Source organism: Achromobacter sp. ACM02, from assembly GCF_014851605.1.
GTDB classification, from domain to species: Bacteria; Pseudomonadota; Gammaproteobacteria; order Burkholderiales; family Burkholderiaceae_B; genus Achromobacter; species Achromobacter aegrifaciens.
Map to the genome: position 1 here is coordinate 745,189 of NZ_JACUZY010000001.1, position 23,426 is coordinate 768,614.

The window sequence follows — 23,426 nt, forward strand, 5'->3', positions numbered from 1 at the left end:
CCCATATGGATCCCTCCCAATTCACGCGCATCGCCGGGGGCCAGCCCCATCCGCTGGGCGCGGTCAGCGATGGCCTGGGCGTGAACTTCGCCGTGTTCTCGGCCAACGCCACGCGCATCGAGCTGTGCCTGTTCGATCCCAAGGGCCGCAAGGAACTGCGCCGCTTCGACCTGCCCGAATGCACCGACGAGATCTGGCACGGCTACCTGCCGGACGCGCATCCCGGACTGGTGTACGGCTATCGCGCCCACGGCCCGCACGATCCGCGCAATGGGCACCGTTTCAATCCCCATAAGCTGTTGCTCGATCCCTACGCGCGGCAGTTGACCGGACCGCTGCATTGGAGCGACGCGCTGTTCGGCTATCGCATGAAGCATGCGCGCGCCGACCTCAGCATCGACCGGCGCGACAGCGCGCCCGCCATGCCCAAGGCCATCGTGGCCGAAGAAGCGCCTTTCACCTGGGGCAACAGCCGGCCGCCGGCCACGGCGTGGAACGATACGGTGATCTACGAGGTGCACGTGCGCGGCGCCTCCATGCTGCGCGAAGACCTGCGCCAGCCCCTGCGCGGCACCTGCTCCGCGCTGGCCGACCCGCGTTTCATCGAACACCTGCAGCGGCTGGGCGTCACCGCCGTGGAGTTGCTGCCGGTGCATGCGTTCCTGCAGGACCGCTTCCTGACCGAACGCGGCCTGCGCAACTACTGGGGCTACAGCACGTTGTCGTACTTTGCGCCGGAGCCCTCCTACCTGCAGCACAATCCGAACGAAATGCGCCAGGCCATACGCCGGCTGCATGCCGCCGGCATCGAAGTGATTCTGGACGTGGTCTACAACCACACTTGCGAGGGCAGCGAATTGGGACCCACGCTGTCCTGGCGCGGACTGGACAACGCCAGCTACTACCGCCTGGTGCCGGGCGACGAACGCTATTACATCAACGACACCGGCTGCGGCAACACGGTCAATCTGTCACATCCGCGCGTCCTGCAAATGGTCACGGATTCGCTGCGCTATTGGGCGCAATCCTATGGCGTCGACGGCTTCCGCTTCGACCTGGGCGTGACCCTGGGACGCGAAGGCACCGGCTATGACCCGGGTTCGGGCTTTTTCGACGCCGTGCTGCAGGACCCTGCCCTTGCCCGCCTGAAACTGATTTCCGAACCCTGGGACGTGGGGCCGGATGGCTACCAGCTGGGCAACCATCCACCGGGCTTCGCCGAGTGGAACGACAAATTCCGCGACGCGACCCGCCGCTATTGGCGCGGGGATCCCGCCATGCGCGGCGAGATGGCGGCGCGCTTGTGCGGATCGCGCGACCTGTTCGACCGCCGCCACCGTCGGCCCTGGAGCAGCGTCAACTACGTGGCCTCGCACGACGGTTTCACGCTGGCCGACATCGTCAGCTACGACGCCAGCCACAACGAGGCCAACGGCGAAGGCGGCAACGACGGCCACGGCGAGAACTACAGCCACAACTGGGGCGCCGAAGGCCCGACCGAGGACGCCGCCATCCTGGACACCCGGAAACGGGTGCAACGGGCCCAGCTCGCCTGCGTGTTCCTGGCGGATGGCACGCCGATGCTGCTGGCCGGAGACGAATTCGGCAATAGCCAGGAAGGCAATAACAATGCCTATTGCCAGGACAACGCCCTGTCGTGGCTGGACTGGACGCAGGCGCAGTCCGATGACGGCCGTGAGCTATCCCGCTACGCGGCGCGCCTGATCGCACTGCGCCGCGCCCACCCCAGCACGCGCGCCGCGCGCTACGGCGATGCGGGGCAGGAGCTCGCGCCTGGCGTACAAGCCATCTCCTGGTTCGATCCGGCGGGCGCTGAACTGGACGCGGCGGCCTGGGAGTCGGAGGCCAATGCCATGGTCCTGCGCCGCGCCGCCTGCCGCGAAGACGGCAGCGTCGATGTGACGCTGCTGCTATTGAATCCCGGCGCGGAGGACACGGTTTTCCAGATGCCGTCGCCCGCGCTGGCGTGGATTCGCGAGCTGGATTCCGCCACGCAGGCGCCTGCCGCGCCACTGGCGGATGCCGCCGTCACGGTGGCGGCGCGCAGCGTGGCGCTGCTGGCGGCGACCTACGTGCCGGGAGATCCGCCATGACACATGACTATGCTTCAGGCGCAATCCCGCTGGAGAGCGGCGTCACGCGCTTTCGCCTGTGGGCGCCGACCGCGCCGGCGGGCTTCGCCCTCGAGGTCGAAGGCCATCCTCCCATCGCCCTGAGCCCCGGCCCGGACGGCTACGTGCAGGCAGACGTGGACTGCCCCATCGGCGCCCGCTATCACTACCGCCTGGACGCGGACACGGTCGCGCCCGATCCAGCCTCGCGCCTGCAGCACGGAGACGTGCACGACGACAGCGTCGTGGTCGCGCCGGACTCCTACCCCTGGCGCTACGGCACCTGGCGCGGACGGCCTTGGGAAGACGCCGTGCTGTACGAAACCCATGCCGGCCTGGAGGGCGGCTATGCGGGCCTGCTGGCGCGGCTGCCGGAGCTGGCGGCGCTGGGCGTGACCTTGCTGGAGCTGATGCCCATTGCCGACTTCCCCGGGCCACGCAACTGGGGCTATGACGGCGTGCTGCCCTACGCGCCCGACACGGCCTACGGCACGCCCGATGAGCTCAAGCGCCTGATCGACGAGGCCCATGGGCTGGAAATGGGCGTGATGCTGGACGTGGTCTACAACCATTTCGGCCCCGACGGCAATTACCTGCCGCGCTATGCCGCGCCGTTCTTCAGGAAAGACGTCGCCACGCCTTGGGGCGACGCCATCGACTTCCGCCAGCCGGCGGTCAGCCAGTTCTTCAAGGACAACGCGCTGTACTGGCTGACCGAGTACCGCTTCGACGGGCTGCGTCTGGACGCCGTGCACGCGATTGCGGGCCATGAATGGCTGCATGAATTGGCCCAGTACCTGCGGCAGCATATTCCTGCCGAACGCCATGTGCATCTGGTGCTGGAGAACGACGACAACCGCGCCAGCCTGCTGCAAGGTGACTTCGATGCGCAATGGAATGACGACGCGCATCATGCCTTGCATTGCCTTCTGACCGGCGAGAGCCACGGCTACTACGCCGATTACAGCGCTCAGCCGGCCCAGGCGCTGGCGCGCTGCCTGGCCGAAGGCTGGCTGTACCAGGGGCAGCGTTCGCCCTACCGCGGCGGACAACCGCGGGGCGAACCCAGCGCGGAACTGCCGCCAAGCGCCTTCGTGCTGTTCCTGCAGAACCATGACCAGACCGGCAACCGTGCGGGCGGCGAACGCCTGGCCAGCCTGGTGGACAGTCCCGCCCGGCTGCGCGCCGCGGTCGCGTTGCAGCTGCTGGCGCCGCAGATCCCGCTGATCTTCATGGGCGAGGAACGCGGCGCGCGCACGCCGTTCCACTACTTCACCAGCCATGCCGACCCGGCTTTGGCGCAAGCGGTGCGCGACGGCCGGCGGCGCGAGTTCTCGCGCTTTCCCGAATTCCAGGGCGCGGGCGCGTTGTCCGACCCGAACGATCCCGCAACCTACGTGGCCAGCAAACCACGGGCCAGCGCCGCCGACGCGCATGCCTGGATGCGGGACTACGCGGTCCTGCTGCATCTGCGCGCCCGCCTGATCGCGCCCCGGCTGGCCGGCGCGGTCAGCCTGGGTGCGGCCGCGATCGGCGAACGCGGCGTGTTCGCGCGCTGGGAACTGGCAGGCGGCGCGCGCCTGACGGTCTATGCGAACTTCGGCCCCGATCGCGTGGCGCTGCCCGAGGCCTTGCAGGCGGGCGCCGAGGCCTATGCCACGCTGCTCTTTGAATCCGTGGCCGGCGCCCGCGACGCCCTGGTCCACGGCGAGGTGTGCGGCGACAGCACCGTGTGGCTGCTGGAGGAACCGGCATGACCGCAACGTCCGCCGGCGATCCGGCCTTGTCCGCGCTGGCCGCCAAAGCCGGCATCGCCGAACACTGGACCGACGCGCGCCAGCGTCCGCAGCAAGTGTCGCCGGATACTTTACGGCTGCTGCTGGAGGGCATGGGCTTGCCGGCGGGCAACGCCCATGACATCCGCGGCAGCGACCATCGCCTGGGCGTGGAGCTTGGGGCCCGGCTGCCGCCCCTGCTGGTCGCGCGCAGCGGCATGGCCGCGTTTCTGCCCGCTTGCGCGCGCGGCCGCTACCGCATCGTGTGCGAGTCAGGCCAGACCAGCGACGGCGAGGTCGCGGACGACGGCAGCCTGATCGCACCGCAGGAGCCCGGATACCACACGCTGCACCTGGCATGCGGCCAGACCGTGCTTGCGGTGGCGCCCCGCCAAGCGCCTGGCCTTGATGATCTGACCGACGGCGTGCGGCCGCGCGCCTGGGGACTATGCGCGCAGGTCTACAGTCTCAGGCGCGATGCCGACCAACCTGGCGACGGCGGCTACGGCGACTTTGGCGCCGTGCGCGAACTGGCTGTCGCCGCCGCGGCCCAGGGCGCGGACGCGCTCGCCATCAGCCCGGTGCACGCCATGTTCGCCGCGCAACCGCAGCGTTGCAGTCCTTACGCCCCATCCAGCCGCCTGTTCCTGAACACCCTGTACGCAGATCCCGCCGCCATCGTCGGTGACGATGTCTTGCGCCGGGCGCTGGCCGAATTGGCCGCCCAGCCGCGCCCAACGGAATTGATAGATTGGCCATCGGCCGGGATATGGCGGCAGCGCCTGCTGCGCGCGCTGCACCGCCAGTTCCGCACAAGCGGACCGGCGGATGCCCGCCTGCGCTACGAGGCGTACTGCGCCCGGCGCGGCAAGGCGCTGCGCGACCACGCCGTGTTCGAAGCCCTGCATGCCGCCCAGGCAGCGCATGGCGCAGACCACCAGCCCTGGACGCAATGGGCCGCCGGCCTGCGCGATCCGGACTCGCCGGAAGTCGAACGATATGCGCGGCAGCATCCGGTCGAGGTCGACTTCCATCGCTACGCCCAATGGCTGGCCGCCGAAAGCCTGGACCACGCGCAGAGGGCGGCGCGACGCGCCGGCATGCGCGTGGGGCTGATCGCCGACCTGGCCGTGGGCGACAGCCCGGACGGCAGCCACGCCTGGAGCCGCCAGACCGACCTGATGCCCGGCCTGTCCATAGGCGCGCCGCCCGACATCCACAATCCGCAAGGACAGAACTGGAACCTGGCCGCGTTCTCGCCGCGCGCAATGCATGCCCAGGGCTACGCGGCCTACATCGACATGTTGCGCGCCGCGCTGGCTCACGCCGGCGGCCTGCGCATCGATCACATCCTGGGCATGGCGCGGCTGTGGCTGGTGCCCGATGGACTGACGGCCGATGCGGGCGCCTATCTGCGCTATCCACTGCGCGAACTGCTGGCGCTCACGGCGCTGGAAGCCTGGCGCCATCGCGCGCTTGCCATCGGCGAAAACCTGGGCACGGTGCCTGAAGGTTTCAACCGCGAGCTGGCGGATCACGGCATCCTGGGCATGAATGTGCTGTGGTTCATGCGGCAGGAACCTGACGCGCCGCCATCTGCGCCGTCCACGCCGGCGCCCTTTCTTGCAGCCGGCGACTGGCCCGGCCAGGCCGTGGCCATGACCTCGACCCACGACCTGCCGACCTTGCGCGGCTGGTGGGCCGAGCGCGACATCGACCTGCGCGCCGAACTGGACTTGCTGGGCGGCGGCGACGATGAAGCCACGCTGCGGCGCAACCGCCGCATGGACCGCAGCTTGCTCGCGCAAGCCCTGGGCTGCGCCGCCGAGCCCGCGCGCGCGCCCCTGGAGGACATGCTGCGCTTCGTGTCTTCCAGCCCTTGTCCCCTGCTGTTGGTGCCCATGGAAGACCTGGCGGGCGAACTGGAACAGCCCAACCTGCCCGGCACCGTGGACCAGCATCCCAACTGGCGTCAACGCCTGGCCGCAAGCAGCGCGACGTGCTTCGCCGACCCTGCCGTGCAGGCCCGGCTGCAAGCCCTGCGCACCGGACGGGGCCGGCCATGACCATGCCGCGCGCCACGGCCCGCCTGCAATTGCATGCCGGCTACACATTTGAGGACGCCCGAGCCTGCGTGGACTACTACGCGGACCTGGGGGTCAGCCACCTCTACCTGTCGCCCATCACCTGCGCCCGCCCCGGGTCCACGCATGGCTATGACGTCATCGACCATGGCGCGGTCAATCCGGAGCTGGGCGGGGAATCCGCGCTGAGGGATCTGGCCCGGGCGGCCCGTCGGCGCGGGCTGGGTCTCATCGCGGACATCGTGCCCAATCACATGGCGGCCCACCCCGCCAATGCCTGGTGGCGCGATGTGCTCGAACACGGCGCCGCAAGCGCGCATGCGCGCTGCTTCGACATCGACTGGGACGCGCCTGATCCCGCCCTGCGCGGCAAGGTCCTGCTGCCCATCCTGCCCGACTCCTACGGTGTGTCGCTGGCTCAAGGCGCAATGGCGCTGCGCTATGACGCCGATGCCGGACGCATCGAACTGGAGGTCTCCGGGCAGCGTTATCCCCTGGCCCCGGAGTCGCTTGCGCGCGGGCAGGATCCGCAGGCCCTGCTGCGCCGCTGCGACCCGGCGCGCGCAGCCGGCCGCGAGCGCCTGCACCGGCTGCTGGAGAGCCAGCATTACCGGCTGGCCTGGTGGCGTTGCGCTGCCGATCAGATCAACTGGCGGCGCTTCTTCGAGATCAGCGAGCTCGTGGGCGTACGGGTCGAGGACGAAGCCGTTTTCAATGCCGTGCATGCGCTGCCGCTGCGCCTGTATGCGGAAGGCTTGCTCGACGGACTGCGCATCGACCACATCGACGGGCTGGCCGCGCCGGGCGCCTATCTGCGCAGGCTGAATCGACGCCTGGCCGAAGCCGGAGCCCGCCGTCCACCTTCTTGCGCCCAATCGCAAGCCTACCTGGTGGCGGAGAAGATCCTGGCGCCGGACGAAGCGCCCGATGCGCGCTGGCAGCTGCATGGCACCACCGGCTATGACTTCATGGATCAGGTCGGCGCATTGCTGCACGACCCGCGGGCCGAGGCGCCGCTGCGGGCGTTCTGGCAGATGCTCACGGGCGATCTGCGCACGCCGCCGCGGCAGCTGGAAGCGGCGCGCACCCGCATGCTGCAGCGGCACTTTCCCGCGGAACGCCTGGCGCTGGTCCGCTGCCTGGAACGTTTGGCGCGGCAGGACCGCCGGACCCGCGACTGGTCCGCGCCGGCCATGGACCGCGTGTTGTCCGCGTGGCTGGCGGCCTTTCCGGTGTACCGGACCTACGCGGAGGACGGCGGCCGCAGCGATGCGGACCGCCATCACTGCGAGGCGGCAGCGCAACGCGCCGCCGCCCTGCTGCACGCGTTGCCCGGCACAGCGGACGCTGCCTTGTTGGCGCAGATGGACCGGTGGCTGGGCGGCGGCCCCGCCGATCCGGCAACCGCGCCGCTCCCGCAATCTGAGCCAAACGCTGCCCAGGCCCTGCGGCGGTTCCAGCAGCTGACGCCGCCTTTGGCAGCCAAGGCGCTGGAAGATACGCTGTTCTACCGCTACGGCCCGCTGCTGTCGCGCAATGAAGTCGGCGCATCGCCGCAGCGATTTGCGCTGTCGCCCGGGGCATTTCATGCCCTGGTCGAGGCGCGGGCGCGCGACTTTCCGCACGCCATGTTGGCGACGGCCACGCATGACCACAAGCGCGGCGAGGACGCGCGCGCGCGGCTGGCGGTGGTTTCGGAAATGCCGCAAGCCTGGCGCAAGACCGCGTATCGCTGGACCCACGCCCTGCCGGACGCCGGGCTGCTTACCTTGGCGGACCGCTACCTGCTCGTGCAGACGCTGATCGGGGCGTGGCCCGCCGACTGGGATGCCGACATCATCGAACAGCGGCCAGAAAGCGTGGCCGCATGGATCGAGCGCGTGGCGCAATGGCAGCTCAAGGCGTTGCGCGAAGCCAAGCTGCATACCAGTTGGACGGATCCTGACCCCGCTTACGAAGCCGCCGGGCTTGGCGCGCTGGAATTTCTGCGGGACGCGGCGCCCGGGCGCCGCCTGCTGGCCGAAATCGCCGCATACGCCCTGGAACTGGCCCCTGCCGGCATGATCAACAGCCTGGCCCAGACGCTGTTGCGCAACACGCTGCCCGGCGTGCCGGATCTCTACCAAGGCACGGAGCTCTGGGACTACAGCCTGGTCGACCCCGACAACCGGCGCGCGGTGGACTACCCGCCGCGGATCGCCATGCTGGCCCGCACGCGCGCCAGCGCCGCCGTGCGAGCCAGCGCAACGGATTGGCGCAGCGGCGCGGTGAAGCAGGCCCTGACCCAGCGCCTGCTGGCGGCGCGGCAGCGTCACCGGGCATTGTTCGGCCAGGGCGAGTGCGTCCCCCTGGCTGTAACCGGGACGCATGCACAGCACGTCGTAGCCTGGCTGCGGCGTCATGAAGACGAGCACGCCCTGATCGTCGCGCCGCGGCTGTGCGCGCTGCGTCTGTCTGGCTACGCTCGCGGCGAGCCGCGGGCGGCGCGGGAATTCTGGGCCGACACCGCGCTGTGCCTGCCCGATGCCATCAAGGGTCTGTCTTGGCGCGATGCAATGGGCGGCGAAAAGGCGAGATCCGGCTCCGGTGGCGCGCTGCCCTTGTCGGAACTGTTGCATGAACTGCCGGTTGCGCTGTGGCTGCCAGCGGCGGCTTGATGCCGAAATCCGAAGCCATGATGAAGCACAAACGGCCTTGTCCGCCCACAGCGGGACAAGGCCGTTCTTACCGCGATACCCGCCCGACTAGAGGGCCCGGAACACGCGGTCTACGAGTCAGCGCGGCATCTTGCCTTGCTGGCCCTGATTCTGGCCAGGTTGCTGCCGATCCTTATCGGCATGCTGGCCGGATTGGCCGGGCTGCTGCCCGGGCTGATTGCGGTCCCTGGGGTTTTCCTGGGCCTGTTGCTTCTGTTGCTGCTTTTGCTGGTCGGGCTGGTTCTGATTGGGCATTGCAAGTCTCCTGGAAGACGGAAAAAGCTCCGCCATCTTCCATACAGCAACCCGCGTGCCCAAATCGCGCCGCAGTCAGCCCCCGCAGCCCGCGGACACGGGGACGCAAGGACTGCGGGTAAAGTCCGGCCTGCTTGGTAAAAAATACGCTGCGCGACCAGCCTTATTGCGTGGTGGCGTGGCGCTTGCCGCGCGTTGACTGCGGCTCCTGGGCGGACGCGTCGTAGGCATCGAGCCAGGACGACGCGTAGGCGGCAGGCGCGGCCAGCGGTTCGCCCTGGTCGCGTTGCGTGCGCAGGCGCACCGTCAATTCGTCCAGCGGCATGGGGCGGCCCAGCGCGAAGCCCTGGCCGTAGCGGCAGCCGGCCGCGCGCAGGGCAGGAATGTCCGCCACGTTTTCGACGCCCTCGGCCACCACCCGGCGGCCCAGCCGGTTCGCCAGTTCCGCGGCGGTGCGCAACACTTCGAAGGCGACTGCGCTGCGGCGCATGCGCGTCACGAAATATTGGTCGATCTTGACCTCGGACAGCGGCAACGCCGATAGCAGCTTCAACGAAGCATGGCCGGTGCCGAAATCGTCCAGGCTGACCTCGCAGCCGGCATTCTCGAGCTTGAGCAGCGTGGCGCGCAGCACGTCGAGTTCGCGGATGGGCTGGTCTTCCGTCAGTTCCACGCGCACCAGCGACGCGGGCAGCTCCGCCGCGTAGATGCGGTCCAGCAGGAAATCGACCGCGGCCTCGTCCGACAAGGTGGAGGCAGGCGCATTGATGGCCACCGGAATGGCGATGCCGGCGCGCCGCATCGTCAACAGCATGTCTATGACACGCAGGCAGACGCGCTCGAACAGCACCTTGTCCAGGCCCAGGCGGTTGACGGCGGGGATGAAGTCGGAAGGCATGATGATGCCCAGGCGGCGATGCCGCCAGCGAGCCAGCGCTTCGGCCGACACGATCCGGCCTGTCAGCAAATCCACCTGCGGCTGCAACAGCATGCGCAGGCCATCCTTGCCGGTGATCATGGCGGCGATCTCGTCGTCGCTCGCCACCGAGTCTGTGGAAGCCTCGTGATTCGACATCATGTCGATACTCCTTGCGCGCCCCTGGGTCAAAACCTGCGCTGTCCGGGCGCAGAAAGAGGCACATTGGACTGAGTATTCCCAGCTACAGCGCTTTTTGTATGCGATTTCCAGACTTTCTTCCAGGCAATTTTGCGCCGCTGCGGCGGCAAAGTCACATATATGTATCCATACGTATTAAGCTGCTCGGATTCATGAATGAAACCGGCTTTCCGGCCCTGGCCTTCACCCCCGCCGAAATGCCTTGTCGACATGGTAGGGTTTGCGTCTTTCGCCCTGCCGGGCCCACCGCCGCTGCTGTATTCCTAGCGTGAAGAATCTTTATTCCCGTTGGCGCGCCTCCCTGCGCAACGTTCTGTGGCTGGACGCCCTCCAAGCCGCGGCCATCAGCGCCGCGCCTGTCATCCTGGCCGTGCTGGCGCACGAGCCGCGTTTGGGCTGGAGCGCCATCGCGGCTTTCTGGGCCTGCTTCGGCGATCCGGGGGGTCCCCTGCGCCAGCGCGCGGGGGCAATGCTCGCGCTGGGGCTGATAGGCGCGCTGTTCTGCTTTCTGGCCAGCGTCAGCGCGGCTCATCTGTGGCTGCTGCTGCCCCTGACCTTCGTGTGCTGCACATTCGGCGGCCTGTTGCGCGTGTTGGGGCCGGCCGCGGCAATCGTCGGCACCCTGCTGTCCGCAGGCTTCGTGGTGGCAGCGGAACTACCCGCCCCGACCTGGACGGAAAGCCTGTCCTACACCTTGTTTTTCCTGGCCGGCGCGGCCTGGGCCATCCTGATGACGGCGCTGGTATGGCGTCGACGTCCCTGGAAGGACGCCACTCACGCGGTGGCGCACTGCTACCGCGGCCTGGCGGATTTCGCCGACGCGCTGGCCCGCATGTATTCCGGATTGACGCCCGCGGCCAGCCCCCAGGCCTGGAGCGCCGTCACGCGGCCGCAGCGCAGCGCCCAGCGCGCCGCGCTCGAAGCCGCCCGCACGCGCATCCGCGAAGTGCAGGACGCGCGCCCATCGCGCCGCGCCCGCGCGCATCAACTGCTGTACCTGCTGGACAATGCCGAGGACAGCTTCATTGCGCTGGTGGCCGCAGCCGACCTGATGGAATCGAATGCGCCGCGCTGGCTCGGACGCGGCGCCGGCGCCCATCTGTCGCACGCGCTGCACCGCTACGCCAGCCTGTGCAATGCCATCGCCAGCACCTCCGACGTCAACGACGCCAAGCAGGCGCAGTGCCTGCGCGAACGCCTGGCCCATTACAGCGCCGGCCTGCATGAACTGCGCGGCAGCGCCCTGGCCCACGCGCCCGAACTGGCCACCATGGCGCCGGTGCTGGACCGCCTGCTGCACACGGCGCAGGCCGTCACCCAGTCCCTGTTCGACCAGGGACAGACCCCGGCGGCGCCCACGCGCGATCGCCGCGCAGCCAACCCTGCGCAAGACGCGTGGCGCGCGTTGCGGCAGAACCTGAGCTTCGAATCCGACGCGTTCCGCCACGCGCTGCGGGTGGGCGTGGGCGCCACCATCGCGGTGGCGCTGTCCAAGACCTTCGCCGTCAACCATGGCTACTGGATGTCGCTGACGCTGGTCTTCATCCTGCAACCTTACTTCGCGACCACCTGGCAGCGCACGCTGGAACGCGTGGCCGGCAGCGTGGCTGGCGCCATCGGCGCCTCGCTGCTGGGCCTGTTCCTGAGCACCCCCTTGTCCGTGGCCCTGGCGGTGCTGCCCATCGCGCTGGGCACGTTCGCCGCGCGCACGATTCATTACGCGCTGTTCACGTTCTTCCTGACTTCGCAATTCGTGCTGGTCACCCACATCCAGCAGCCTGAGATCCAGGAGCCGATGCTCGCGGCCCTGCGCGCGTTCAATAGCGTGCTGGGCGGCGTCCTGGCGCTGCTGGTCGGCTTTCTGGTCTGGCCCGAAAAGGAGCCGCGGCAATTGGCCGGGGCCCTCAGCCTGGCGCTGGAGCGCCACGCCGCCTATGCGCGCGCCCTGTTGCGGGCCAAGAGCGGCGATGCCGGCGACGGACAGGACCTGGTGGCGTTGCGCCGCATGGCCTGCCTTTCCGCCGACAATGCGCAGGCGTCCTTGCAACGGCTGCAGCAGAATCCGGTGCATCGCGACCGCAATGTCGGTACCGCCGAAAACCTGCTCAACGCCATGCGGCGCGTGACGGCGGCGGGCACTGTGCTGGAGATGCAGCCGGCCCTGCCAGCCGGAACGCCTGCCGCCCAGGCGCTCTCCGAGTACGGTCCGGCGCTGGCGCATGCGCTGCATCCGCAGCAACCCGCGCCAGGCGCCAACGACCGCCAGTTGGCCGTGCCGCCAGCGGTGGCCGCGGGCTATCCGGAACTGGCCGGTCCGCTGGACCGCATCGCGCAACAGGCGCGCCAATTGCGCCAATTGCGCGAACGCGTGGAACGGGCTCCCGCCGCGCCATAGCCTGCGGTTTGCGCGCACACCGGCGAACTGCCGCGGGCTTGACGCGCATCAAGGGCGAAAAGGCCGGAAAGCGTAACCATATGCACATGGCACGCTTAAACAAGGAGGCCTTCATGTACCGCCGCATTTCCGTCCACCTGGACCACGGATTCGACTGCAAACGCCGCATTGAAGCTGCCCTGGCCCTGGCCAAGCGCCACAAGGCCGAGCTGGTCGGCATCTACGCCAACGCCGCGCCGCCGCAGTATTACTACGGCGAGTCCGTGCTCATGTCGCGTTCGCTGGGCATCATCAAGGAATTGCAGGCGCAAAGCCGCGACGCGGTGGAAACCGCGTTTCTGGAAGCCGCGGCCGAAGCCGACGTGCCCGCCTTCATGCGCGCGGGCACATCCTCGCCCAGCGAGACCGTGGCGCTGCTGGGCCGCACCACCGACCTGATCGTGGTCAGCCAGGAAAACCGCGAGGACGTCGAAGCCGCCCACGAGATCGAGTTCGTCGAGCAGACCCTGCTGACGGCGGGCCGGCCGGTGCTGGCGATTCCGTCCAGCGGTGAGTTTCCGGTGATCGGCGACCGCGTGCTGTGCTGCTGGGACGGCAGCCGCGAGGCCGCCCGCGCGTTGGCCGATGCCGCGCCGATATTGCGCCTGGCTTCGCACATGACCGTGCTGAGCATGAACGAAGGCGCCGCCAGCCCCAAGCATGAAGCGCCGTTCGAAGACCTGGCCACCTACTGCGTGGCGCAGGGCATGCCGGCGCCGGAGCACGTGCGCCGCGACATCAAGGGCGTAGGCGTGGGCAGCACCATCCTGAATGCCGCCGCCGACCACAGCGCGGACCTGATCGTCATGGGCGCCTACGGCCACAGCAAGCTGCGCCAGTGGGCGCTGGGCGGGGCGACGGCATCCATCCTGAAGAGCATGACCGTGCCGGTCATGTTCTCGCACTAGCCTTGGCCTGCTAGCCTCGGCGCACCGGGGTCAGCACCGGCTTGCCGCCGAAGTGCGCCGTGGCGTTGTCCAGGAACAGCGCCACGGTGGCATGCACCGCTTCCGGCGAGCGCCCCGCGCTATGCGGGGTCAACACCACGTTGTCGAGCTCAATGAGGGCATTGGGCACGTCGGGTTCGCCATCCACCACGTCCAGGCCAGCGCCCGCAATGCGGCGTTCGGCCAGCGCCGCGATCAGCGCCTGCGTGTCGACCACGCTGCCGCGCGCAATGTTCACCAGATAGCCTTCCGGCCCCAGCGCTTCCAGTACCTGCGCGTCCACCAGGTGGCGCGTGTCCGCTCCGCCCGGCGTCGCCACCACCAGGAAATCCGATGCCGCGGCCAGCGCGCGCGGGCTGTCGAAGTAGGCATAGCCCGATTCCGGGCGGACGCTGCGGCTGTAATACCCCACGCTCATGCCGAAGCCGTTGGCGCCGCGCCGCGCGATTTCCAGTCCGATGGTGCCCAGGCCCAGGATGCCCAGCCGCTTGCCGGTGACCTGCGGTCCCATGAAGCCGCCCCAATGGCCCTGGCGCACCGACGCATCGGCTTGCGGCAGGCGCCGCGCCGCGCCCAGCAGCAGCGCCATGGCGTGGTCCGCCACCGACACCGCGTTCGCACCCGGACCGTGGGTCACGACGATCCCGCGTTCCGCCGCGGCGGCCAGGTCGATGTTTTCGTACCCCACCCCCAGCGAGCAGGCAATTTCCAGCTTGGGCATTGCCGCCATTTCCTGCGCGTACAGGCCGGTGGCGCCGCGCGTGAGCACGATGCGGATCTCGGGCCCGTGGTCGCGGATCGCCTGCGCGCGCGCTTCGGCGGTGGGCGCAAAAATCGCGCGAAAGCCGCGCGCTTCGATTTCGGGCAGGTAGTCCTGCACGCTTTCTATCAAGACAAGCAAGGGGATGGTCATGTCGGGAATGCCGCGGATGGCGGAGGGCTGCACAAAAACCCGGCGATCTTACGCCTGGGCGCAAACCCGCGCCACCCGCCGGTCCGCCAGACGGCCGCCTGGCGGACCGGTGGCGCGCGAGCCGTCCGACACGGCCCGCGCGTCCATGACCGCATGGGACCTGCTAGAGCCGGCCGGTCAACAGCATCACGATCAGCACAATCAGCAATATGCCCAGTATGCCGCTGGGGTAATAGCCCCAGCCGCGGCTGTGGGGCCAGGCGGGCACGGCGCCGATCAGGAGCAGGATGAGAATAATCAGCAGGATGGTCGACATGGCGACTCCTCAGTTCTTGTTGGGATCAGGGAAAAACCACAAGCCCGCGTCAGGGGCTGGGCGGCGTGATTTCCTTGCCGGGCGGCGACAAGGGCGGCAGGTCCACGTCCGGTTCATCGGTATCCGGATCCACAGGCAGGTCGCCGGGCGGCGAACCTGGCGGTATCGGATCTGGCTTGGGCGGAACGTGCAGGTAGTACGAGTACGCGATGTGCATGGCTGTCTCCGGAGAAAGTCCATTCCTGCATCAGCAAGCCGCGTGCCTGGCTACGCACAAGGGGTGGCGGGCACGCCGCATGCTGAGGACAGCGCCCCCGCCCCTGTTAGCCGCAGACGACATGAACCCAAGTCCCCGAACGGCGCCCGCCCGCGGCGGCGCAGCGCTGGTCTACTACGACGACAGCCTGGCAGGCTATACCCGGATCCGCGTCAACGGCAGCGCCTTCCACTACCTGGACGCGCAAGGCAGGCGCATACGCAGCGCGCGCGAAATCGAGCGGATCGACGCCCTGGCGATACCGCCGGCTTACGAAGATGTGTGGATCTGCCCTTCCCCGCTCGGGCATCTGCAAGCCACCGGGCGCGATGCCCGGGGACGCAAACAATACCGTTATCACCCGGACTGGACCGCGGTGCGCGACGCGAGCAAGTACCAGAGCCTTGCAGCCTTCGGCCAGACGCTGCCGCGCATACGGCGGCAGGTCGAGCGCGATCTGCGTACCGCCGGGTTGTCCCAGAACAAGGTGATAGCCGTACTGGTACGTTTGCTGGAGACGACGCTGGTGCGCATCGGCGCTCGCGAGTACGCCAGAACCAACAAGTCCTATGGCCTGACCACGCTCAAGCGGCGGCACGCCAGCGTGACGGGCGACAAGTTCCGTTTCCGCTTCCAGGGCAAGAGCGGCGTGACCCATGACGTCAGCGCTGCGGACCGGCGCGTGGCGCGCATCATCAAGCGCTGCCTGGACATACCCGGCCAGCAACTGTTCCAGTATCTCGACGAGGACGGCGGCAGCCATCCGGTCGATTCGGGCGCGGTCAACGCCTATCTGCGTGTAGCCGGCGCCGGCGATTTCACGGCGAAGCACTACCGGACCTGGGCAGGCTCCGTCATGGCCTATGCCGCGCTGCAGGCATGCCCCAGCGAGAGCGCCAGCCAGGCGCAGAAGACGGTGGTGGAAGTGATCAAGCAGGTCTCGCGGCGGCTGGCCAATACGCCAGCCGTGTGCCGCGCCTGCTATGTGCATCCGGCTATTCTGTCCGCCTATCTGGACGGCACGCTGCCCGCGCGCTCGGCAGCGCCACGGGGTCCCCGCGGACTGAATGCGGACGAACGGCGCCTGCTTGCCTTCCTGGGCGGAGAGGCCGCTGCGGCAGCGAACGCCAGGCAGGCGTCAAAGGATCGATGAGCGCGCGTTCTTGGCCCGAGGTTGCGGCGCGGAACCGTCCGCCCAGTTCGACTCGGTGCGCGTATCGGCCACGATGCGCTTGTCGCGCGCGGCCTCGTTCGGGGTAGAGGCGTCTGGTTTATCCGGTCTGCGCGGAACATCGACGGGAGAGCGCGGCGGCAGTATCTTAGCGTTGTCTTCCGCCCGCTTGCCGGCTTGCGCCGGTTTCGCGGATCCGGGTACGGATGCTGGCTTCATGCGTGGCTCCTGCAGTGACTCCCCGACGGGGATTCGAACTTCCATGCTACGGCTCCAGGCCGCCCGGGTCATCGCCGTGCGGCATCAAATTGCAAGCGGATGTGGCCCGGTCGCCGGGCACGCCGGTTGCCGCGCGTACCCGGCACACACAAGGAGATGCAATGCGAGACCAAAATTTCGAGCAATGTGTGCAAGCCTGCTATGAATGCGCCGTCGCCTGCGATATTTGCGCATCCGCGTGCCTGCGGGAAAATCCGTCCCACATGCAGCGATGCATTGCACTCTGCACCGATTGCGCCGCGGTTTGCCGGCTGTGCGCGGCCATGCTGGCGCGCGACGGCGAGTTCGCCAATGCGCTTTGCACGCTGTGCGCGCTGATCTGCGATGCCTGCGCGCGCGAATGTTCATCGCACGAGGCAGAGCATTGCCAGGTCTGCGCAGGCGCTTGCCTGAGCTGCACCCTGGCCTGCCGCGACATGCTGGAGGCCTGAAGCCTTCGGATCCGCAGCGCGGCCGCCCGGGCCGGTCCGCGCAGGCGTATTTCCCGCCCGACAGCCAGGAGCTACCGATGGCCTCTACCAACACCCCCCTGCCCTCCGACTTTCCGGAAAACGGCCCGGACAACCGCGGCGCGCACAGGCGTGCACGGCACCCGGAGGCCTGGATCGACGATCTGGAAGCCACGCTCAGCGACGCCTCGGCGACCGATCTGGAGGCGCTCAAGGCGCGCCTGTCCGAACAGCTGCACGCCACGCGGCGCAGCCTGCGCGACGCTTCAGACCATGCCGGCGACCTGATGCGGGAGACCATAGACTGCACCGAGGAGTACATCCACGCCCGGCCATGGCAGGCCATCGGCCTGGTGGCCGGCGCGGCTTTCCTTTTCGGCGTGGTGGTGGGACGGCAGTAGCTCCGGCGCGCGCGGCGGGCCGGGCATGGCATTTGCTCGGCAATGGGCGAGGCGCCTGTCGCGCCTGCCCACCAGGAGACCCTCATGAGCAAGCCCGATCAAGCCGACACCGGCGCCCGCCCGCATCCCACACCGCCCATGCCGGCCCAGCACCTGGAAAAGCCGGGGCAGGAAGCCGACATGGTTCTCAAGCCACAGTATCAGGCGCCCCAGTACAAGGGCAGCGGCAAGCTCGAGGGCATGGTTGCGCTGGTGACAGGCGGCGATTCCGGCATAGGCCGCGCGGTCTGCCTGCTGTATGCGCGCGAAGGCGCCGACGTGGCGGTCGTCTATCTCAACGAGCAAGAGGATGCCGAAGACACCCGGCGCGCCGTGGAAAGCGAAGGCCGCCGTTGCCTGCTGATCGCAGGCGACGTACAGGAACCCGCGTTCTGCGAACAGGCGGTGGAACAGACGATCCGGGAATACGGCAAGCTCGATGTGCTGGTGAACAACGCTGCCTATCAGCAGCACACCGACACGCTGCCCGAGATCAGCGACGAGAAATGGGACAAGACGCTGCGCACCAACATCACCGCCTACTTCCAGATGGCGCGCGCGGCGCTGCCGCATCTGCACGCTGGCGCTTCCATTATCAATACCGGGTCGGTCACGGGCCTGCGCGGCAGCGCCAAACTGTTGGACTACTCCACCACCAAGGGCGCGATCCATGCTTTCACACGTTCGCTGGCCGCCAATCTCGCGGGCAAGGGCGTGCGTGTGAACGCAGTGGCGCCGGGACCCGTATGGACGCCGCTGAATCCTGCGGACCAAAGTCCGGAGAAGATCAAGGAATTCGGCAAGCACACGGACTTGGGGCGTCCGGCGCAGCCCGAGGAAATCTCTCCGGCCTACGTCTTCCTGGCCTCGCCCGTGTGCGCCAGCTACATCACCGGCATCGTGCTGCCCATTACCGGCAGCGCCGGCGACTGAGGCCCGCGCGTCCCGCTACTTGGCCGGCGCGATCGAGGCCGGCGCCTCGCGCGACGCTGGCGACACGGCCGGCGCTTCGCCCTTCGTCGCCGGCTGGATCTTGTCCGGGTCGGCGGGCGGCGTGCTTTGCAGCTTGCGGCCCATTGCCAGATGTTCGGCCACCATGGGCATCGCACGCACCGCGAAATCGCGCACCTGCGGATCCTTGGACTCGCGTGCCGCCGTCTCGAACAGGCGGTTTGCGGTGACGTGCGCGTCCACGGCTGCCTTTTCGATGTAGAGCGCGTCGAAGTCCGGGCCGGTCCTGTTGCCCAGCTGTTGCAGGGTGCCCCGGTCGGGTTCGGACGGTTCAGCTGGCAGCTTCACCTGCTTGCGCCCGGCCAGGGTCTTCAATTCGGCGTTCATGGCGCCATGCTGCTCCTGCATCCGTGCGGCGTATGCCTTCACGTCGCGGTCCCCTGCTCGCTTCTTCGCCAGCTCCGCCGCCTCTACCTCGAACATGCCGGAGCCGGCCGCCGCCTGCAGGAAGCGCGCTTCCGGCTCCGCCAGTTCCTGCGCCTGCACGCCGCCCAGCACACCGGGCGCGGCCAGCAGGCATAGCGCGACGACACCGCAGAGCCATAAGGTCTTTTTCATCTCCGTGTCTCCCTCGGCCTAGTTCGCCATCGTCGACGCGTCCACATGCCGCGGCGGCGTCAAGGGGTCGAAGTCTTCCCATTTGCCATTCAACCAGCGGCCTTGCGCGCGCTCGACGTCCGTGCCGCCGGCCTGCGTCAGCACGGTTCTTGCCAGCGCATCGCGGTCCGGCGACACGTGCAGCGCCAGCATCACGCCCGCCTGGCGTACGGCAGGATGCGCGTCACGGGCGACGGTGGCCGCCGGATGCCTGCGGCGTCCGCGCCCGATCACCCATAGCGCCCCGGCCAGCGCGCCCAGATAGGCGCCTACGCCCGCAGCGGCAATGACGATCAAGACCGAAGCCCCCACCCGGGCGGCGATCAGCCCGCCCAGCAGCGCAAACACCAGGCCCAGCGCGGAGGCGCCCGCCACCGCGCCGAAATGGCCGCCCCGGGCATCGGGATCGGCCACGCGGTCGCCGCCTATCGGAAAGCGCGCGTGTTCGCCCGCCGTGTTGATGTAGAAGGTATGGATATCGTCTTCGGTGAATCCTTCGGCGCACAGCTTGCGCGCCGCCTCGGCGGCGTGGTCGAAAGTGTCGAATCGGGCGGCAACGATCAGGGACATTGTGCTCTCCATCGGGAATCATTCCCTTGTGGTCAGCAACTGCCGTGCCCGTTCCAGGCATGGGAATTGCTGTAGCGCTGGCGAGCGGCCTGGACCGGCAGGTTCAGAGGCAGTCCGCCCGCAGTCCCGCCTACCCGCATTCTGCGCAAAGGACTTCCACATGGACATGCCCGGCAACCAAGAAGATCTTTCAGAATTGGAAGAGGATTCTGCTCCTCCCCCGGTCCCTCCCGAGGCCCGCGGCCTTTCCTTGCTTGACTGGTCCGCCTTGATCGCGGTGGTTGCGGGCGGCCTGAACTGCGGCCTGATCGCGGCGGTAGGCCTGGATGTCTTCGCGAAGGTGCTGCCGTCGGCCGCCGCGACGCGCAGCGTCTACGGCCTGATCGGACTGGCCGCGCTATACAGCGTGGTGCTGCTGTTCCGGCTGGGCGAGCAAGAGGCGGACGCAATCCCCGCCGAAAAGACGGAACAAGCGGCGGATTGAACCCGCCGCCAGCGGCTATTTTGAGCCGGGCCGTTTGCCCGGATACTGGCCGCCTTCCTCGTACTCCGCGCCCTTGTCGTTGGGCTTCTTGTCCGACTCGCGTTTGGGCGCCGCGGCCGGCTTGCCGAAGCCCGGCTTGTCGGTTCCGAACTGGCCGCTGCGATGCGCCGCCTCAGTTTGCGTGCGCGGCGCATTGGCCTTGCCTTGCTCGGTGTCCGCCTTTTCATGGTCTGCGCGCTTGGTTTGCATGTTCGTATCCCCGGGCTCGTTCAATGGATGCTTGCAGTGTGCGCATGGGCACCGCCTGCGGCAAGGTGCCGGAGCAAGCGGCGTGCCCGGCCGGCCCGGGAACGCCGCTTGCTTGCACATGCGGCCAGGCCCGGGCGATGCCGGGTCCCCATCCTAGGAGTCAGCCATGAATCTGTCCCGAGTCGTTCTCCCCGCCGTCGCCCTGAGCCTTTCCGCCCTGGCTTTTCAGGCGCAAGCCCAAACCGCGCAGACCAGCGGCGGCGCCGTGCGCAGCAACGCGCAGATCGATGACCAGTACAAGCTGGACAAGAAACGTTGCGACGGCATGAAAGGCAACCAGAAGGACGTCTGCCAGCAGCAGGCCGAAGCCACGCGCGACAAGGCCCGGGCCGACGCCAAGGCAGGCAAGGAAAAGGCCGAGGCCTCGCATGACGCGGCCAAGGTGCGCAACGATGCCGACTACAAGGTCGGCAAGGAAAAATGCGACGCCATGTCCGGCAATGCCAAGGACGCCTGCATGGCGGACCTGAAAACGCGGTACGGCAAATGAGGTCAGGACCGGTCCTGTTTCCGGCCAGGCGCCGCTGCGGCGCCTTCCGCGTCCGCAGCGGCGTATTCCTCAAGCCGGTTGTACAACGTCTTGGGGCTGATGCCGAGCACTGCCGCGGCCTGCTTTTTCACGCCGTTGCAACGCTCCAGCGTCGCCAGGATCAGGCGCCGGTCCGCTTCCGCCAAGGTTTCTCCCACGGGTACGCTGACCTGGCCGCCCGCGCCCTCGCCCGCCGGCGACACCCGGGGCGTCAGCATATCCACTTCCAGCGTATCGCCATCCGCCATGATGAAGGCGCGGCGCACGTAGTTCTTGAGCTCCCGCACATTGCCCGGCCATGCGTATTGCTGCAGCGCGGCCAGCGCGCGCGGCGAGAATTCCTTGTTCTTGCCGGATTCCTGGTTCAAGCCTTGCAGGAAGCGATTCGCAAGGAACAGGATGTCGTCGCCGCGTTCACGCAGCGCCGGCAGCTTGATGGGGAAGACGCTCAGCCGGTAATAGAGGTCCTCGCGCAGCTTGCCATCCTTCACCGCCTGCTCGGGATCGCGGTTGGTCGCGGCGACGATCCGGATATCGCAGGCGATCTCCCGATTGGTGCCCACGCGCATGAACTGCCCGGTCTCCAGGACCCGCAAGAGCTTGACTTGCAGGTCCAGCGGCATTTCGGTGACTTCGTCCAGGAACAGGGTACCGCCGTCAGCGCGCTCGAAATAGCCCTTGTGCTGGCGGTCCGCGCCGGTGAAGCTGCCGCGCTCGTGCCCGAACATTTCGCTTTCGATCAGGTTGGGCGAGATCGCGCCGCAATTCACCGCGATCAGGGGACGCTGGCGGCGCGCGCTGAGTTCATGGATGGCACGCGCGGCCAGTTCCTTGCCGGTGCCGCTTTCGCCGATCAGCAAGGTCGTCACATTGGTGGTGGCCACGCGGCCGATCTGACGGTAGAGTTCCTGCATGCAGGCCGACGCGCCGTACATCTTTCCGTAGCGCCCCGGTTCTTCGAACGGAGCCCCCCGCAGATCGCCGCTCGAATTCGCATTCACGCGCGCGAAGATTCCGTTCAGGCGTTCCATGCAGATCGGCTTGACCAGGTAATCGGTGGCCCCGAGGCGCAGGGCCTGCACGGCGTTATCGACGGTGCCGTGGCCGGTCATTACCACCACCTCTGCGCTGGCGGCGGCGTCGCTCTTGAAAATTTCCATCCCGCTGCCTTCAGGCAAGCGGATGTCGGTCAGCACCAGATCGGGCGCGTGCCGCTCCAGCTGGATCAGCGCATCCTTGACGCTGGCGGCCAGGGCTACTGAAAAGCCGCTTTCGCGCCCGATTTCGGCCAGGGTTTCGCGTATCGCCGGGTCGTCATCAACGATCAACAGATGAGGCATGCTTGCTCCGTGTCGCGGATGTTGAGGGTCAGTGATTCAGCATAGCGATAACCGCCGGCCCGGTGGCAAATGTTCGACACTTTCCATCAACATTTTCGAATGCTTGCAAATCGTCGCATACCGTACTGCGTCGATTCTCTAGCATGGAAACAGACTCACGGCCCGCGCGGGCCCTCAGGAATCAGCATGCCCAATCGCAGCACTACTACTGCCCCGCGTGCAGCGGCGTCCGCGAAGTCCGACGCGCTGCTGGACCCATCAGCCCTGTCCCCCGTGATGCAGAAACTCGGCGCGCAACTCCAATTGGCCGCAGCCACCGATGCCAGCGTCTTCATCGTGGGAGAAAGCGGGACCGGCAAGGAAATCGTCGCGCGCGCCATCCATGACGCCAGCGAACGCCGCGAACAGCCTTTCGTGGCAGTCAATTGCGGCGCCATCAGCGGCAGCCTGGCGCATGCCGAATTGTTCGGGCATGAAAAAGGCAGCTTTACCGGCGCGGTCGCCCAGAACGCCGGCTACTTCGAATACGCCAGCGGCGGCACGCTGTTCCTGGATGAAGTCACCGAAATGCCGCCCGACCTTCAGGTGAATTTCCTGCGCGTGCTCGAGGCCGGTACGTATCAGCGCGTAGGCGGCTCGGACTTGTTGCGCGCCAATGTCCGCATCATCTGCGCCAGCAACCGCGATCCCTTCGCCTCGGTCGCTGAAGGCCGCCTGCGCCAGGACTTCCTGCACCGGCTCCTGGTGATTCCGTTACGCGTGCCGCCGCTGCGTGAGCGGGGCGAAGACGCCCTGGTGCTGGCGCACTGGTTCCTCGACACCTTGAATGCTGCAAACGGCACGCGGAAGTCGTTCTCCCCCCGCATGCTGGAAGCGATCTCCCTGCATGATTGGCCGGGCAATGTCCGTGAACTGCGCAACGCGGTGCAGCGGGCGTTCATTCTGGCAGACGGTGAACTCGAAACCGAGCTATTGCCCCGGTCGCGCGAGGCGCAGCGGCCGATGCTGCGTAACGGAGCGCTGACCCTGCCCATCGGCATGTCGTTGGGCGAGGCGCAGCGCGCATTCATTCTTGCGACGCTGGCGCACCATGCGGGCGACAAGCGCATCGCCGCGGAGATGCTGGGCCTGAGCCTGAAGACGCTCTATAACCGCCTCGAAGACTACGACCAGAACGGGCAGGACGACGCCGGGGCTTGAGCGCCAGGGCCGATCTTGCGGCCACCGCGCGCGAGAGGCGCGAGAGGCATTTCTTACCACTGGCTTGTAATACTGGGGCAGCGCCGCGCGCGCAATCAACCCGCCTCGCCCGCCGAGACGCC

General features: G+C 68.0%; 23 protein-coding genes. 13 read left to right on the forward strand and 10 right to left on the reverse strand.

Going from position 1 to position 23,426, the window contains the following annotated elements:
* Positions 1-5 precede the first annotated feature (5 nt).
* The 4 genes from glgX to treY are packed head-to-tail and all read left to right on the forward strand — an operon-like array spanning position 6 to position 8,648.
* The gene (gene glgX / locus IB258_RS03385; RefSeq protein WP_192352151.1) at positions 6-2,114 is read left to right on the forward strand and encodes a glycogen debranching protein GlgX; all 2,109 of its coding nucleotides are present in this window, start codon (positions 6-8) and stop codon (positions 2,112-2,114) included.
* Positions 2,111-3,889, forward strand: a complete 1,779-nt coding sequence (treZ, locus tag IB258_RS03390; RefSeq protein WP_054454269.1) for a malto-oligosyltrehalose trehalohydrolase — start codon at positions 2,111-2,113, stop codon at positions 3,887-3,889. The genes glgX and treZ overlap by 4 nt, the downstream gene beginning before the upstream one ends.
* Positions 3,886-5,973: a 4-alpha-glucanotransferase gene (gene malQ / locus IB258_RS03395; protein WP_192352152.1), complete on the forward strand. Its 2,088-nt coding sequence runs from the start codon at positions 3,886-3,888 to the stop codon at positions 5,971-5,973. The genes treZ and malQ overlap by 4 nt, the downstream gene beginning before the upstream one ends.
* Positions 5,974-5,975: 2 nt before the next feature.
* Positions 5,976-8,648, forward strand: coding sequence for a malto-oligosyltrehalose synthase (gene treY, locus IB258_RS03400; protein WP_192352240.1), 2,673 nt, complete (start codon positions 5,976-5,978; stop codon positions 8,646-8,648).
* Positions 8,649-8,765: 117 nt separating this feature from the next.
* Here the strand turns inward: treY and IB258_RS03405 are convergent, their stop codons facing one another.
* Complete coding sequence (locus IB258_RS03405; RefSeq protein WP_166738370.1) at positions 8,766-8,942, reverse strand: hypothetical protein; 177 nt, start codon at positions 8,940-8,942, stop codon at positions 8,766-8,768.
* A 163-nt stretch (positions 8,943-9,105) separates the two neighbouring features.
* Positions 9,106-10,020, reverse strand: a complete 915-nt coding sequence (locus tag IB258_RS03410) for an EAL domain-containing protein (protein ID WP_054454265.1) — start codon at positions 10,018-10,020, stop codon at positions 9,106-9,108.
* Positions 10,021-10,327: 307 nt separating this feature from the next.
* Here IB258_RS03410 and IB258_RS03415 point away from each other — a divergent pair, with 307 nt between their 5' ends.
* Both IB258_RS03415 and IB258_RS03420 read left to right on the forward strand, forming a co-directional pair.
* The gene (locus IB258_RS03415) at positions 10,328-12,454 is read left to right on the forward strand and encodes an FUSC family protein (protein ID WP_175160530.1); all 2,127 of its coding nucleotides are present in this window, start codon (positions 10,328-10,330) and stop codon (positions 12,452-12,454) included.
* 113 nt (positions 12,455-12,567) lie between these two features.
* The gene (locus IB258_RS03420; protein WP_054454849.1) at positions 12,568-13,401 is read left to right on the forward strand and encodes a universal stress protein; all 834 of its coding nucleotides are present in this window, start codon (positions 12,568-12,570) and stop codon (positions 13,399-13,401) included.
* Between the two features lie 10 nt (positions 13,402-13,411).
* Here IB258_RS03420 and IB258_RS03425 read toward each other — a convergent pair whose 3' ends face one another.
* The 3 genes from IB258_RS03425 to IB258_RS03435 all read right to left on the reverse strand — a co-directional run bounded on the left by IB258_RS03425 (position 13,412) and on the right by IB258_RS03435 (position 14,886).
* Positions 13,412-14,353 carry a 2-hydroxyacid dehydrogenase gene (locus IB258_RS03425; protein WP_175213420.1) on the reverse strand — a complete coding sequence of 314 codons (942 nt, stop codon included), beginning with the start codon at positions 14,351-14,353 and terminating at the stop codon, positions 13,412-13,414.
* 163 nt (positions 14,354-14,516) lie between these two features.
* Positions 14,517-14,669 carry a DUF3309 family protein gene (locus tag IB258_RS03430; protein ID WP_082400986.1) on the reverse strand — a complete coding sequence of 51 codons (153 nt, stop codon included), beginning with the start codon at positions 14,667-14,669 and terminating at the stop codon, positions 14,517-14,519.
* 49 nt (positions 14,670-14,718) lie between these two features.
* Entirely contained in the window at positions 14,719-14,886 is a 168-nt protein-coding gene (locus IB258_RS03435) for a hypothetical protein (protein ID WP_013393888.1), read from the reverse strand.
* 121 nt (positions 14,887-15,007) lie between these two features.
* Between IB258_RS03435 and IB258_RS03440 the strand changes: the two genes are divergently transcribed.
* Entirely contained in the window at positions 15,008-16,078 is a 1,071-nt protein-coding gene (locus tag IB258_RS03440; RefSeq protein WP_175213421.1) for a DNA topoisomerase IB, read from the forward strand.
* On the opposite strand, the gene IB258_RS03445 is transcribed toward IB258_RS03440, so the two are convergent.
* Positions 16,064-16,315 (reverse strand): hypothetical protein, encoded by a 252-nt coding sequence (locus tag IB258_RS03445; protein WP_082401045.1) that lies wholly within the window; start codon positions 16,313-16,315, stop codon positions 16,064-16,066. The two genes, IB258_RS03440 and IB258_RS03445, sit on opposite strands and share 15 nt — an antisense overlap.
* Before the next feature lie 161 nt (positions 16,316-16,476).
* Between IB258_RS03445 and IB258_RS03450 the strand changes: the two genes are divergently transcribed.
* From IB258_RS03450 to IB258_RS03460, 3 genes are all read left to right on the forward strand, one after another.
* Positions 16,477-16,806, forward strand: coding sequence for a four-helix bundle copper-binding protein (locus IB258_RS03450; protein ID WP_125472091.1), 330 nt, complete (start codon positions 16,477-16,479; stop codon positions 16,804-16,806).
* Between the two features lie 77 nt (positions 16,807-16,883).
* Positions 16,884-17,225 carry a YqjD family protein gene (locus IB258_RS03455; protein ID WP_054454257.1) on the forward strand — a complete coding sequence of 114 codons (342 nt, stop codon included), beginning with the start codon at positions 16,884-16,886 and terminating at the stop codon, positions 17,223-17,225.
* A gap of 84 nt (positions 17,226-17,309) precedes the next feature.
* Complete coding sequence (locus IB258_RS03460; RefSeq protein ID WP_054454255.1) at positions 17,310-18,197, forward strand: SDR family oxidoreductase; 888 nt, start codon at positions 17,310-17,312, stop codon at positions 18,195-18,197.
* 15 nt (positions 18,198-18,212) lie between these two features.
* Here the strand turns inward: IB258_RS03460 and IB258_RS03465 are convergent, their stop codons facing one another.
* Together IB258_RS03465 and IB258_RS03470 are read right to left on the reverse strand one after the other, a co-directional pair.
* Positions 18,213-18,833, reverse strand: coding sequence for a DUF4142 domain-containing protein (locus IB258_RS03465; protein ID WP_192352153.1), 621 nt, complete (start codon positions 18,831-18,833; stop codon positions 18,213-18,215).
* A gap of 18 nt (positions 18,834-18,851) precedes the next feature.
* Positions 18,852-19,442 carry a hypothetical protein gene (locus tag IB258_RS03470; protein WP_125472095.1) on the reverse strand — a complete coding sequence of 197 codons (591 nt, stop codon included), beginning with the start codon at positions 19,440-19,442 and terminating at the stop codon, positions 18,852-18,854.
* 160 nt (positions 19,443-19,602) lie between these two features.
* On the opposite strand from IB258_RS03470, the gene IB258_RS03475 reads away from it, so the two are divergent.
* A complete protein-coding gene (locus IB258_RS03475) occupies positions 19,603-19,926 on the forward strand; it encodes a DUF378 domain-containing protein (protein WP_054454250.1) in 324 nt (107 codons plus the stop codon).
* Positions 19,927-19,941: 15 nt separating this feature from the next.
* Here the strand turns inward: IB258_RS03475 and IB258_RS03480 are convergent, their stop codons facing one another.
* Entirely contained in the window at positions 19,942-20,175 is a 234-nt protein-coding gene (locus tag IB258_RS03480; protein WP_054454248.1) for a hypothetical protein, read from the reverse strand.
* 166 nt (positions 20,176-20,341) lie between these two features.
* Here IB258_RS03480 and IB258_RS03485 point away from each other — a divergent pair, with 166 nt between their 5' ends.
* Entirely contained in the window at positions 20,342-20,725 is a 384-nt protein-coding gene (locus IB258_RS03485) for a hypothetical protein (protein ID WP_054454246.1), read from the forward strand.
* Positions 20,726-20,727: 2 nt separating this feature from the next.
* Here the strand turns inward: IB258_RS03485 and IB258_RS03490 are convergent, their stop codons facing one another.
* Positions 20,728-22,104, reverse strand: a complete 1,377-nt coding sequence (locus IB258_RS03490; RefSeq protein ID WP_192352154.1) for a sigma-54 dependent transcriptional regulator — start codon at positions 22,102-22,104, stop codon at positions 20,728-20,730.
* A 276-nt stretch (positions 22,105-22,380) separates the two neighbouring features.
* Between IB258_RS03490 and IB258_RS03495 the strand changes: the two genes are divergently transcribed.
* Complete coding sequence (locus tag IB258_RS03495) at positions 22,381-23,304, forward strand: sigma-54-dependent Fis family transcriptional regulator (RefSeq protein WP_192352241.1); 924 nt, start codon at positions 22,381-22,383, stop codon at positions 23,302-23,304.
* Positions 23,305-23,426: the final 122 nt, after the last annotated feature.

Coding starts and splice junctions, on each gene's coding strand:
- malQ (WP_192352152.1), top strand. CDS start 3,886: ATGACCGCAACGTCCGCCGGCGATCCGGCCTTGTCCGCGCTGGCCGCC.
- IB258_RS03420 (WP_054454849.1), top strand. CDS start 12,568: ATGTACCGCCGCATTTCCGTCCACCTGGACCACGGATTCGACTGCAAA.
- IB258_RS03465 (WP_192352153.1), bottom strand. CDS start 18,833: ATGAAAAAGACCTTATGGCTCTGCGGTGTCGTCGCGCTATGCCTGCTG.
- IB258_RS03475 (WP_054454250.1), top strand. CDS start 19,603: ATGGACATGCCCGGCAACCAAGAAGATCTTTCAGAATTGGAAGAGGAT.
- IB258_RS03425 (WP_175213420.1), bottom strand. CDS start 14,353: ATGACCATCCCCTTGCTTGTCTTGATAGAAAGCGTGCAGGACTACCTG.
- IB258_RS03440 (WP_175213421.1), top strand. CDS start 15,008: ATGAACCCAAGTCCCCGAACGGCGCCCGCCCGCGGCGGCGCAGCGCTG.
- IB258_RS03460 (WP_054454255.1), top strand. CDS start 17,310: ATGAGCAAGCCCGATCAAGCCGACACCGGCGCCCGCCCGCATCCCACA.
- IB258_RS03485 (WP_054454246.1), top strand. CDS start 20,342: ATGAATCTGTCCCGAGTCGTTCTCCCCGCCGTCGCCCTGAGCCTTTCC.
- treZ (WP_054454269.1), top strand. CDS start 2,111: ATGACACATGACTATGCTTCAGGCGCAATCCCGCTGGAGAGCGGCGTC.
- IB258_RS03410 (WP_054454265.1), bottom strand. CDS start 10,020: ATGATGTCGAATCACGAGGCTTCCACAGACTCGGTGGCGAGCGACGAC.
- IB258_RS03495 (WP_192352241.1), top strand. CDS start 22,381: ATGCAGAAACTCGGCGCGCAACTCCAATTGGCCGCAGCCACCGATGCC.
- glgX (WP_192352151.1), top strand. CDS start 6: ATGGATCCCTCCCAATTCACGCGCATCGCCGGGGGCCAGCCCCATCCG.
- IB258_RS03445 (WP_082401045.1), bottom strand. CDS start 16,315: ATGAAGCCAGCATCCGTACCCGGATCCGCGAAACCGGCGCAAGCCGGC.
- IB258_RS03470 (WP_125472095.1), bottom strand. CDS start 19,442: ATGTCCCTGATCGTTGCCGCCCGATTCGACACTTTCGACCACGCCGCC.
- IB258_RS03405 (WP_166738370.1), bottom strand. CDS start 8,942: ATGCCCAATCAGAACCAGCCCGACCAGCAAAAGCAGCAACAGAAGCAA.
- IB258_RS03480 (WP_054454248.1), bottom strand. CDS start 20,175: ATGCAAACCAAGCGCGCAGACCATGAAAAGGCGGACACCGAGCAAGGC.
- IB258_RS03490 (WP_192352154.1), bottom strand. CDS start 22,104: ATGCCTCATCTGTTGATCGTTGATGACGACCCGGCGATACGCGAAACC.
- IB258_RS03455 (WP_054454257.1), top strand. CDS start 16,884: ATGGCCTCTACCAACACCCCCCTGCCCTCCGACTTTCCGGAAAACGGC.
- IB258_RS03430 (WP_082400986.1), bottom strand. CDS start 14,669: ATGTCGACCATCCTGCTGATTATTCTCATCCTGCTCCTGATCGGCGCC.
- IB258_RS03450 (WP_125472091.1), top strand. CDS start 16,477: ATGCGAGACCAAAATTTCGAGCAATGTGTGCAAGCCTGCTATGAATGC.
- treY (WP_192352240.1), top strand. CDS start 5,976: ATGCCGCGCGCCACGGCCCGCCTGCAATTGCATGCCGGCTACACATTT.
- IB258_RS03435 (WP_013393888.1), bottom strand. CDS start 14,886: ATGCACATCGCGTACTCGTACTACCTGCACGTTCCGCCCAAGCCAGAT.